The sequence below is a fragment of the Okeania sp. SIO2C9 genome (assembly GCF_010672455.1).
Lineage (GTDB): Bacteria > Cyanobacteriota > Cyanobacteriia > Cyanobacteriales > Microcoleaceae > Okeania.
Map to the genome: position 1 here is coordinate 75,456 of NZ_JAAHGO010000002.1, position 12,143 is coordinate 87,598.

A 12,143-nucleotide genomic window follows, 5' to 3' on the forward strand; every position below is an offset into this window, starting at 1 on the left:
GCCACACCTAAAACTGTGCACTCTGATTTTTGTTTCTAGGTGTCTTTTTCTCCCCCTAACCCCACACTCCCCAAACTTCCCAAACTTCCCACACTCCCTATCAATAGTCAGAATAGAGCGTTGGCAGAGCAAGTGCGGGAGCTATATCGCTCTCTATCAAGTTAAAAATTAAAAACGAAGAAATATAACAATTATTGACAACTATACTATTCTGTTGTAGAAAGCCCATTTAATATCTATTTAATATTTAAAAAGATGCCCGAAATCGCTAATCTTCCTGGAATTAAACAACTATGGGCAAAAACCAAAGGTAACTCTGAGGTTTGCGTGGCAGTCCTTGACGGTTTAGTTGACCTCAAGCATCCCTGTTTTGCAGGAGCCAACTTGACCAAACTAGCAACCTTGGTGGAGGGCGAAGCTAGTCCTACAGATCGGATGTCTGTCCACGGTACTCATGTTGCTAGTATAATTTTCGGCCAGCCAGAATCTTCTGTCTCGGGTATTGCCCCCCACTGTCGAGGGTTAATTATTCCCATTTTCTCAGACTCTCGTCACCGAGCTTCTCAACTGGACTTGGCACGAGCGATCGAACAAGCTGTGAATGCTGGAGCCAATATTATTAATATTAGTGGGGGCGAGCTGACAGACGATGGTGAAGCTGAAGACTGGCTCAACCATGCGGTAAATTTGTGCCGAGACAATAATGTTTTGCTTGTTGCTGCTGTAGGTAATGATGGCTGTGAATGCTTGCATATTCCCGCAGCACTTCCCGCTGTTTTGGCAGTAGGAGCAATGGGAGAAAACGGACAACCTCTAGATTATAGTAACTGGGGTCAGACTTATCAAACTCAGGGTATTCTTGCCCTGGGAGAAAATATTTTAGGCGCTCAACCAGGAGGCGGTACAATAGAGTTAAGTGGGACTAGCTTTGCAACGCCAGTAGTATCAGGAGTGGCAGCATTACTGATGGCTATGCAGTTGCAGAGGGGAGAAAAATTAGACCCACAAAAAGTGCGTACTGCCTTGCTTGAGACAGCTATTCCATGTCTGAGTGAAGACACACGTCGTTGTTTAGTAGGTCAGCTCAATATTTCAGGTGCTGTTGCACATTTAACAGGAGAAACAATGTCAGAATCAGAACAGCAAAATAATAGTATCGAAGCTAGTGGTTGTGGTTGTGGGTCAACTCCAGAAGTGAGCCTGCAAGCTTCAGCTAGTCCAGAAAATAATAATGAGATGCCATCGGACACTGGCGTGGTAGCTGCTGGTACCATTGAAGCTAGTGTCACTGCCTCACCACCATTATCATCAACTAATACATCAGATAGTCAAATTTCTTCTATGCCAAATAATAATACAAATGGAATAACAGCCAGTCAATCCCCTCAAGAAATGGGTTCTATAGTTTACGTTATCGGTACATTGGGCTATGACTTCGGAACAGAAGCTAGACGCGACTCATTTAAACAGTTAATGCCAGCGGTTACTATTGAAAATACCCAAATTCCAGCTAACCCTTATGATGCACGCCAGATGGTGGACTATTTGGCAGCTAACCTTTCAGAAGCTAAGTCTCTAATTTGGACTTTGAATATGGAGTTAACTCCTATCTATGCTCTTGAACCTTCGGGGTCATTTGCGCGGGATGTTTATGAAGTTTTTCAGCAGTTGCTATCAGGGGAAGTGCAAGCAGAAGATGCTGAGGAGTATATTGAGCGGGTGAGTATTCCTGGACGACTAACTGGGCGTACAGTGAGGTTATTTTCAGGACAAGTGCTGCCTGTGGTTGAGCCTGTTAGTCCTCGTGGTCTTTATGGTTGGCGGGTTAATACTTTAGTGAATTCGGCTTTAACAGCAGTGCGCGGGGAACAAGCAGAAGCTAATGATGAGCAAATGCGGAGGAGTTTGAGTAGTTTCTTGAATCGAGTTTATTACGATTTACGGAACTTGGGGCAAACTTCTCAAGACCGGGCGTTGAATTTTGCTGCTACTAATGCTTTCCAAGCGGCTCAAACTTTTTCTCAAGCGGTGTCTGTGGGTATGGAGTTGGATAGTATTGCGGTGACAAAGAGTCCATTCTGTCGGATGGATAGTGATTGTTGGGATGTGCAGTTGAAGTTTTTTGACCCTGAAAATAATCGTCGGGCGAAAAAAGTATTCCGGTTTACTATTGATGTTAGCGATTTAATTCCGGTGACTTTGGGTGAGGTTCGCTCTTGGTCTTCTCCTGATTAGGGTTTGCGCTTCACTAGTCTTTTAGTAGGGGTAGGAGACAGGAGATAGGAGACAGGAGATAGGAGAAATGGGAATGAGTGAGGAGGTAGGAGTAAGAATTGTAAGAATGATTTTTCTGCCCAACTATGCGCCTAAAATATTAACTTTTCGAGCATGAAGAGCTGAAAACCAGGCACTGCAATTCGACCCCAAAAAGGCACTTGTCTTTATATGTTAATGCTTTTAGATTAGATCGGTAAGCCGTAATTAAATGCTGCATTGAAATCAGGAGTCAGGAGGGAAGAAAGGAGTCAGGAGGAAAGAAAGAGGAAGAAAGAGAAAGTTTTTTTGGTCGCGTAAGCGGAACGGAGTTCTATCGCGTTCTTATCCGGACATGATATAATTTCTTGAAATTATCTTGAAATTATATAGCAGTCGAGGTAAAGGTTAAGACAGTTCAAAAGTTTAACTAGCTATCAGCTATTAGCTAGTCTCCTACAGAGGAACTACGTTAACAGCTAGAGCGCCTAAAAATTTGTGCTTATGTAACGGTATCCGTTTGCGGAGCATTCCGGACCTAAACGCTTTTTAAAACTCAGACAAGGTAACACTTTTCCTCCTTCCTTCTTCCTTCTTCTTTCTTCCTTCTTTTCCTAAAACAAAAAAATCATCCGAATAATTCCCACAGTAATAGTGTCATTATCTTCATCATGTTCGGGATTAATAACTACCAAAACTCCCGGATTAATTGAAATATTGTCATTAATTTGATAACGATAAAAACTTTCCAAATGCCAAGCTGTATCATCATCATCTGGACCATTATCAGTATCAGTTACTTTAGGTGGATTTCCAATTACAAAACCAAGCAAACTTCCCTGTTTACCTAAGTCAGTAAATCCGAAAGTAACCGCCCAATTAAAAATAGTTGCTTCATCTCCTTCCTTAACCATACCAACAGATTTTTCAGCATCAGCAAAACTCCATCCAGTCCAACCGGAAACTGTGAAATTATTCAAAGCACGCCAACTTCCTTGAATACCTAAATGATCTGCCGAAGTAGGAACTAAATTACCAAAGGGTGCATTTGCTCTTCTACTACCTGTTGCTGCTGAGACAAATAACTTCCTTTTTGGATAATAAGAACGGACATAAGTAACGCCAAAACGGAGGCGATCGCTTGGTCGAATATCTAGTTGTGCTAAACCTGCATTACTACCATTAAAAAATCCATTACTTTCTCTTGGGTTTTCGGGGTCTCTTGCTAAATATCCTAAAGATAAACTTACCGATTTATTAATATTATAAACAACTGTTACTCCAGCACCTCGTGCCCCTTGAGCATAGATAGGATTGAAGCGTCCAAACCTAGAAATTGCTCCTGATAATCTATTTGCAAAAAGTCTGTTGAAGTTATCAGAAACATTCATATTATACCTACCGCCAATAGCGTCAATATGAACTCTAAATTTTTTGCCAACGGGAAAACGATAGAATAATTTACCAATATCAACAGTATTATTAGTATTTCTTTGAAACGCTAAACGAGTCATATTTGTTCCAGTTATTGGGACTCCATAGGCAACAGTATCCAGAGCATCTAAACGAGTTCTAAATAAGTCTCGTCCTGTAAAGCTAGTATTAAAATTCAAACTTACTCGATTATTTAAAACGGTATTATCTTCTAAACTACCACCACCAGCTTTTTCTTCTCCAAATACATTACTAATAGCAAATACAATTTCTCCACCTAGTTTAGTTGTGGTAGAAAACTGATTTGCTTCTAGTTCGGTAGTTCGTGCTTCTAGAGCATCTATTCTGCCTTGAATTTCTGCAAGTTCGACAGCAAAATCTTCTTGTAAACGTTGTAAAACTGCTAAATCATCTTTAGTTACTAAGTCTGCTGTAGAGGCAGCAATTAATTCGGTAATTCTGTCTAAACAAGCATTTAAACCTGCGGCAAATTCATAGCGAGTCATAGGACGATTACCACGATAACTGCCATCGGGATAACCAACAATACAACCGTAACGTTCTACTAATGATTGTAATGCTTGAAATGCCCAATCTGTGGGTTGAACATCGGATAATTGAGATACAGAAGTAACTTGACCCATTGAGTCTGTATTTTGCTCAAGTTGATTTGGTTTAACAATAATTGCATCTTCAGAAACTGGAGTTATATTTGATTTTGATGATTCTTTTTCTAATGTTTTTCTTTCAGAATTTATTTGTGTGTATTTAATTTCATTGGCTTGAGTTACAGCACAAAATATTACGGTTTGACAGAATATTAATGAAAGACAATTCAACAAAAATTTTGACATATTTAACTCCTTAAAAAAATTTATTTTATTAAAAATAAAACTCTAAAATAAATGCTACTAATAATTTCTATCTCACTACAGAAATGGGGACTTTCATTAATTGATAATGGATAATTGATAATTACCTCTGGTTAAAACCGAGAGTATTGAATATAAGGAAATATTATTTCTTATCTTGGTCGATTGGATATGGTTAGGAAACCCATCCATCTCACCCTACGTTAAGCTCCGAATATCGACCGCTTTTTTCCCCTTAAAAGGGTCGGCTTTAAACCAGAATTATTTAATTATTAATTATTAATTACTCGGTAATTACCAAAACCTAGAAAAAACTGTGTTATTAATTTTTATCCGTTAATATCAAATCCGCTTAATTCGGTATAAAAAAATTTTCATCTTCATCCAAGAGCAAATGTTTCTAAATTCTCTTCCCTCCTGACTCCTGACTCCTGAGGACTGACTCCTAGATTAACTATCTAATTACACCGATGCTACTGGATTTGATATAAGATAGGCTAGTGGTGTACAAGTAGTGATACAGCGGATTCCACTTTGGTGAGGTACACCCGCGCGAGCAAGATGCTCGCAATAAAAACATTAAAACTTAAAGTTTAAGGTACTTTCTGTTCCCTGTTTTCTGTTCCCTAAAAGCGATATTTTTTTGGCTTTATTCAAAATTGATATGCACGCAATTAGTTTCTTCAGCGATTAATAAGTTATGTCATATTTATCATCCATAATAAAATTCATCATCGGGCAAACTTCCACCAAAAAGTTTAGGATTTTGCTCCAATAAACGAGAATACCAAAACTCTAAATCCTCTTTTGCATCTTTCGCACTCACCATTTCTAATGGCGTATATCCCAGAGATTTTTTAATAACAGGAGCTTTCAAACCTAGATATTTTGCTCCCAAAGCAGCAGCATCATCAGGATTTTTTTGAGACCAATTTACCGCTTCAACTAATCCATCTTGAATAGTCTGAATTATATCGGGATATTTATCAATTAAAGAAGTTAAAGCTAAAGTTCCTGCCTGGGGAAAACGAGGCGCTCTACCTGTCACTTTTCCCCATTCTTCTTGTAAATTAATCGCCAGTTTTATATCTAATCCTTGTTGTTGACCGCGAAGTTCAGCACCAGTACCCGCAGGTTCAGATAAAAGAGCTGCATCACCACGACCAGCTAATAATAATTGCACTGCTTGAGCAAAGTCTGTGGTGTATTGAATTTTTAAATCTTTCTCTGGGTCTAATCCATTTTCTTTGGCTAAATAAAAGAATAATTGAGCAGGTAAACCACCCCGAAAAGCTATTAGTAATGTTTTGTTTTTTAAATCTTCAAAACTGCGGATATTTTGATTAGACCAAATATTTAATACTCCCCAAACCAGTACATTAAGTAATTTTATCGGAACTTTTCTTTGATATAGATTTGCTGCGAGAGATGTGGGAGTTGCTGATACTTGTAGTTTTCCAGAAACAGCATCTGCTCGGAGTTGGTCGTGAGTTTTCCAAATACGGAAATCTACTGTTTCTACTAAGTTTTTAATTGAACTTTGTTCTGCTAAATAGGCTAGCAGAATTGTAATCATAATTGGAGAACCACCAATGGCTAAGTTTGCCAGTTTTTCTTCAGACTGAGCGATAATTTTTTCTGCTTTTCCCTCAGAAAAATTAGTAGTAAATGTTAAGCCAGTAGTAGCTAATATTAATTGTAAAAATTGACGACGTTTTTGATTAAGCATTTTTAATAATTAATAATGAATAATTAATAATTAATAATTTCCTCTCCTTGAAAAGAAGAGGCTTTAAACCTTAATTATTCGGTAAAATTAGAATCAAAAAAAGTAGGCGACTAACGTAAGCAGTCAGTTAGCCTCTTCCAGAGGAACTGCGTTAACAACAACAAAAATATCTCCTTCAGAAAAGTGTTTAAATTAATAACTGACTTTAAGAGCAAGGGAGTTCACTTTTGTAGTAAGACAATTAATAAAGCTTTGCTCCTAAACTAAAAGCAATAGCTGATAACTGATAACTGATAACTGAAATGACTAACTGCTAGAACCAACAAATAACCCAGTGGATAGTCGGAAACAAGTAGCTATTTCTGGAATCATCAAAAGTTGAGAAAGTGTTTTGTAAATGTATGCTTCATCTCTTGCTGTTGACGGTCTATCGGGTTGCCACTCATAGACAATATTACTAGGAGAAGGTGATAAAATAATCAAGTTGTCTGCTACTAGGACTGCTTCTGCTAAGTCATGGGAAACTAAAATAGCTGCCATATTACGTTCGCTCAATAACTTTAACAATAGCCTCTGAAAATCGCGTTTTCTACCAATATCTAAAGCACTAAAAGGTTCATCTAGCAAAAGTAGATCGGGTTCCACTGCTAATGCTCTCCCTAAAGCAACTCGCTGCTGCATTCCACCACTAAGTTGATGTGGGTATTGGTTAGCTGCTTCGTTAATACCTAATTGTTTAGCTAGAGCGATCGCTATTTTTTGACGTTGTTTTTTCGTTATTCTTTTTGTTTTTAAACCAAAAGCAATATTTTCTAAAGTAGTAAACCAGGGAAGTAGTCTTGCTTCTTGGAAAACATAACTTGTCTGTACAAATTGATTTTTTACCTTACCTGAAGTTGGTTTAATTATGCCTGCTATGATTTGTAAAAGAGTAGTTTTTCCACAACCAGAAGGTCCTGTTAAGCATAAAATTTTACCTGGTTTTAGGTGAATATTAATATTATTAAGTACCGTGAGGTTACTATATTTATGGTGAATGTTTTCTAAGACAATCATATTAGCATAATTACTAACTACAGGAATAATTTTTAACTCTTGTTTTAGTGGTATTTTGGATAATTTATAATTGTTTGAATTTTGTCAAAAAACAGGCATTGTGAATTACAGTAATGATTTGTGTGTAGGGTAAATTTCCCCCTGCCTGCCCTCTTTAGTTAATAGAGTAACCACAGAGAGAGGGATTGCCCTAACAATTTTATTTATCATACAAATTCACACGCATTAATGCTTAACTAAGGTAACACTTCAATGATTTTATTCCCTAATAAATTATTTTTAAAATTCCTAATATAACGGCGCTTAGTATCATAAGTAATAGGTTTTACTCTGTCAAAAGACAAGCTGTCAAAGTTCCTCTAGTCCTGTCTATTAGTTGATTTAGAAGCTCTTAACATTTATTTTAATATTTCCAAAAAATTACTTGACTTATGCAAATAAATATATAATTATTACTACTAATCACACTAAAAAAATATCTATGAATGTACTATAGACATTCTCAAAATAGCTATGGCAATAAAAGTGAATTATTTTGCACAAATCAAACAAGTTGTAGGGGGAATTGACTCTGAAACTATCCAGCTAGAAACTCCTTGCTCAGTTAAACAACTGGTTAATAAACTTGTTGAAAATCACGGCGATTCATTGCAAAATGTACTCCTAAATTCTAGCGGAAATTTACGCTCAACTATTCTTTTAGTTATTGGTGATACTCAAATTCCTTGGAATAGTTCTGTAGAAATTCAAGAAGGGGATGAAATTAGTTTACTTTCTCCACTAGCAGGCGGTTAACGAAGTCAGAAGTAAGTAGGGGCGAATGGCGATTCGCCCGTACAGAAGTTATTTTTGTAACGGAGATTTTGAGCAACCCTCCAAAAATATTTCGCTTTAAAAGGCGGGGTTTTAGACCCAATTATGAAGTCAGAAGTAAGTAGGGGCGAATGGCGATTCGCCCGTACAGAAGTTATTTTTGTAACGGAGATTTTGAGCAACCCTCCAAAAATATTTCGCCTTAAAAGGCGGGGTTTTAGACCCAATCCTGTTTGATAAATTAATTATTGCTCTGCTGATTAAATATCAAAGCATTGACTGATATTGGTTAAAGCATTTTTTGGTCTAAAAAAGTACCAGCTTTTCAGCGGAAAGAGCTGCAAAAAGCCAGTATTTTGGGACGATTATGGCAGAACAATCTTGGAACAATTTTTCCGACCACCTCCTCTATAATTACCATTTCTCCTGTCTCCTGTCTCCTACCCCTACTAAAAAACTAGTGAAGCGCAAACCCTAACTATTTGTCTTCATTTTAGAGCTGACTTGGAAACTTTTAACTAAATACATTAGATAGATGAAAAAATTAACAGAAGAAGAAAAAGCAACCTATCAATGGCAGATGTGGGTACCTGGTTTCGGCGAACAAGGACAGGAAAAACTCAAACAAGCATCGGTTTTAATCTCCCGTGTTGGTGGTGTTGGTAGCGTCGTAGCTTTAGAACTCGCAGCTGCTGGAATAGGAAAACTTGTCTTAGCTCATGGAGGTAATATTAAACCTTCTGACTTAAACCGACAGCTTTTGATGACTTACCATGGTATAGGTAGCTCGCGAGTAGAATCAGCAGCACGTCACTTAAAGGAGTTAAACCCTCATGTAGAAATTGAAGCTATTCCTGAAAACATATCTGAAAGCAATGTAGAGCGCTTGGTGAGAGAAGTCGATTTAGTTGTAGACTGTGCTCCACTCTTTGAAGAGCGTTTTGCCATGAACTCCGAAATAGTTCGCCAGAAGAAACCTATGGTAGAGTGCGCCATGTATGACATGGAAGCGCAGATTACAACTATTATTCCTGGTCAGACCCCATGTTTGTCTTGTTTGTATCCCGAAAAACCTAACATTTGGAAAAGAGAGTTTCCAGTATTTGGAGCTATTTCAGGAACAATTGCTTGTATGGCGGCGACGGAGGCGATTAAAGTAATTTCGGGAGTAGGAGAACCTCTGTTAGGAAAACTATTAATTTGTAATTTACGGCAGATGACATTTCAGAAATTTGATATTTATAGGCAGTCAAATTGTTCAGTTTGCGGAGAACTTTGAAGAAGGAAGAGGGAAGAAGGAAGAAGGAAGAAGAAAGAAGGAAGAGGGAGGAAGGAAGAGGGAAGAAAAAATGATGGGGAAAGTCAACTACCTGCCACTTCCTGTCTATAAACCCCAAGCAATAGACTTCTCCAATAATAAAAAATAAAATAAGTTATTGCACAGAAATTATCAATTATTTCCCCCTACTCCCTACTCCCTACTCCCTCTTTTCTGGAGATGTCTAATTGTTAATACCCTGTAAACGGTTGGGTATTAAACCCAAAATTAAAAGATAAAAAAACTCTAAAAACTCTAAAAAATAATGTCTATTTAGGAGCTAACTTTTAAGACTAATTATTGCTCTGCTGATTAAATATAAAAGCATTGACATATAAATAAAAATTCCTTTTTGGGACTTTTAAAAAGTGCATGGTATCACGTCTAAAACTCTCAAAAAGGAGCGTATTTTAGGCGCATAGTTGGGCAGAAAAATAACTATTACAATTCTTACTCCTACCTCCTCGCTCATTCCTATTTATTCTGTCTCCTGTCTTCCCCTCCTGGGAGGGGTTAGGGGTGGGTTGTCTCCTGTCTCCTACAAAGAGCAAAAAGACTTTCCATACGCAAACCCTAATTGTCTCGAATATACCATTTTTCATTGTCAGCCTACGCTAGTATTTTTTGAGTCTATTCCCTCTTCCGTAAAACCTATATTTTTGAACATAAACAGTATAATAATTGCTATCATTATTAGAATATAAAAATCAAATATATTATAAATTAAGGCTCCTTAAAAAATAATTATAATAGGGATTCAACTATTTTAAGAGATGTTTATATAGTAATTACTTAGAAAATTAGTTAAGGATAAAAGTCATTGATTAGCAAAGAAAAATTGCAACGACTCCTCGAACTAGCAAGTGTTTTTCTCAAAGTAGGTAGTATCGGTTTTGGTGGTATGCCAGCCATTATTGCTATGATTAAATCTGAAGTTACTGATAAGCGAAAATGGCTTACTCAAGACCAATTTATCGACTTTTTTGGTGCTACCAACCTGCTCCCTGGACCAAATACTGTGGAAATTGCTACTCATGTTGGTTATTTGCAAAGTGGATGGTGGGGATTTGCTATTGCTGGTCTTTGTTTAGTTTTCCCATCAGCTCTAATTGCAATTGTTTTAGCTATCCTCTACAATCAATTCGGCTCACTTCCTGAAGTTACACCTTTTCTAGATGGGATTAAACCAGTTGTTTTATCCTTAATTTTAATGCCTGTCTATAAATTGGGCAAAACAGCAATAAAACACTGGAGTTTGGCAGTAATTGTCATCTTTGTGATACCAGCATCAATCTTGGGATTAAATAACATAATTGTTATTCTTCTCGGAGGATTTCTGGGTATGTTTTGGCTTCATTTTTATCGGGAATTTACCACTGAAACTCCGGCAAATATACCTTCGGAAAATTCTAGAATTAGATTACCAAAAACACTGATAATCTTATTGATAATCCTGGGAGTATTTTTATTAATTGATATCCTGACAACATCCGAGATTTCTCTATGGAAACTTAGTAGTTTTTGCCTGAAGGTAGGTAGTTTATTATATGGCAGTGGTTATGTATTAATTGCCTTCCTACAAGATTTAGTAGATCAGTTTCATTGGTTAACTCAGCAACAATTGTTGGATGCTGTTGCTATCGGACAAATCACACCAGGACCTTTGATTTCCAGCGTCACTTTTATCGGCTATTTATTATTAGGATTACCAGGGGCAATAGTAGGGACTATTTCAATTTTATTACCTGCATTTTTGTTTAGTGCTGCACTCAATTCTTTGGTTCCACAAATGCGTAATTTTCGCTGGACTTGTGAATTACTTGATGCAATTAATGTTACTTCTATTGCTTTAATGGCATCTGCTTTTCTGACATTATCTAGATCGACACTTATTAATTGGCAAACATTGTTGATTGCTCTATGTGCTTGTCTGATAAATTTTCGTTGGAAGGTAAATATTATTTTGATGATTTTTGTAGGTGCTATTTCTGGTTGGATACTGTTCAGATTTTAATTGTTAACTTTAAGTAGGTAGCACCGCAAAATCTATAAGAATAAAGCAATAATAATAAAGAAAACTCTGAATAAAATTGCCAAAAATAATTCTCTTTAGAAATACTGAAATTATCTTTACTTTTGTTTCTTTCTTCTTCCTTCTTTGTTCCCTCCTGTCTCCTGTCTCCTGACTCCTGACTCCTTTGCTTTAATGGCATCTGCTTTTGTGACATTATCTAGAACGACACTTATTAATTGGCAAACATTGTTGATTGCTCTATGTGCTTGTCTGATAAATTTTCGTTGGAAACTAAATATTATTTTGATGATTTTTTTAGGTGCTATTTCTGGTTGGATACTGTTCAGATTTTAATTGTTAAAAAGCGTTTAGCAATTCAGCAATCAGCGGTCAGCTTCATTCCCTTGAATTGTATGAGTTATACCAATTTCATAAAATATTGCAAAGCGTGAGGACACAGGGAACAGGGAACAGGGAACAGGGAACAGGGAACAGAGAAAGAAAAACATAAATATTAAAGAGGAAAAAAGGTGGAAATTTTAGAATTTATGGAATTTATAATTTTTTCTTTTAAGAATAAATCACAAATTAAGATGTAACTGCCTTTGCGTGAATTTGGTATTAAAAACTCAAAACAAGTCTTTCTTGTGCTTA

Annotated in this window: 7 protein-coding genes; 4 read left to right on the top strand and 3 right to left on the bottom strand. The window is 36.8% G+C overall.

From position 1 onward, the window contains the following. Nucleotides 1-255 precede the first annotated feature (255 nt). Entirely contained in the window at nucleotides 256-2,235 is a 1,980-nt protein-coding gene (locus F6K23_RS01710) for a PatA/PatG family cyanobactin maturation protease (protein ID WP_293149923.1), read from the top strand. A 632-nt stretch (nucleotides 2,236-2,867) separates the two neighbouring features. Here the strand turns inward: F6K23_RS01710 and F6K23_RS01715 are convergent. From F6K23_RS01715 to F6K23_RS01725, 3 genes are all read right to left on the bottom strand, one after another. Then, the gene (locus F6K23_RS01715) at nucleotides 2,868-4,541 is read right to left on the bottom strand and encodes an iron uptake porin (protein ID WP_293149925.1); all 1,674 of its coding nucleotides are present in this window, start codon (nucleotides 4,539-4,541) and stop codon (nucleotides 2,868-2,870) included. A 730-nt stretch (nucleotides 4,542-5,271) separates the two neighbouring features. Continuing rightward, nucleotides 5,272-6,288 carry an ABC transporter substrate-binding protein gene (locus tag F6K23_RS01720; protein ID WP_293149927.1) on the bottom strand — a complete coding sequence of 339 codons (1,017 nt, stop codon included), beginning with the start codon at nucleotides 6,286-6,288 and terminating at the stop codon, nucleotides 5,272-5,274. A gap of 306 nt (nucleotides 6,289-6,594) precedes the next feature. Continuing rightward, complete coding sequence (locus F6K23_RS01725; protein WP_293149929.1) at nucleotides 6,595-7,344, bottom strand: ABC transporter ATP-binding protein; 750 nt, start codon at nucleotides 7,342-7,344, stop codon at nucleotides 6,595-6,597. 513 nt (nucleotides 7,345-7,857) lie between these two features. Here F6K23_RS01725 and F6K23_RS01730 point away from each other — a divergent pair. From F6K23_RS01730 to chrA, 3 genes are all read left to right on the top strand, one after another. After that, on the top strand, nucleotides 7,858-8,139 hold the full coding sequence (locus F6K23_RS01730) for a MoaD/ThiS family protein (protein ID WP_293149931.1): 282 nt from the start codon (nucleotides 7,858-7,860) through the stop codon (nucleotides 8,137-8,139). Between the two features lie 553 nt (nucleotides 8,140-8,692). Beyond that, nucleotides 8,693-9,436, top strand: coding sequence for a HesA/MoeB/ThiF family protein (locus F6K23_RS01735; RefSeq protein WP_293149933.1), 744 nt, complete (start codon nucleotides 8,693-8,695; stop codon nucleotides 9,434-9,436). Nucleotides 9,437-10,295: 859 nt separating this feature from the next. Then, on the top strand, nucleotides 10,296-11,489 hold the full coding sequence (gene chrA, locus F6K23_RS01740; protein WP_293149935.1) for a chromate efflux transporter: 1,194 nt from the start codon (nucleotides 10,296-10,298) through the stop codon (nucleotides 11,487-11,489). Nucleotides 11,490-12,143 lie beyond the last annotated feature (654 nt).

Bases quoted from the DNA above. Each gene is read 5' to 3' on its own strand.
- F6K23_RS01720 (WP_293149927.1), bottom strand. From the start codon at position 6,288: ATGCTTAATCAAAAACGTCGTCAATTTTTACAATTAATATTAGCTACT.
- F6K23_RS01715 (WP_293149925.1), bottom strand. From the start codon at position 4,541: ATGTCAAAATTTTTGTTGAATTGTCTTTCATTAATATTCTGTCAAACC.
- F6K23_RS01735 (WP_293149933.1), top strand. From the start codon at position 8,693: ATGAAAAAATTAACAGAAGAAGAAAAAGCAACCTATCAATGGCAGATG.
- F6K23_RS01730 (WP_293149931.1), top strand. From the start codon at position 7,858: ATGGCAATAAAAGTGAATTATTTTGCACAAATCAAACAAGTTGTAGGG.
- F6K23_RS01710 (WP_293149923.1), top strand. From the start codon at position 256: ATGCCCGAAATCGCTAATCTTCCTGGAATTAAACAACTATGGGCAAAA.
- F6K23_RS01725 (WP_293149929.1), bottom strand. From the start codon at position 7,344: ATGATTGTCTTAGAAAACATTCACCATAAATATAGTAACCTCACGGTA.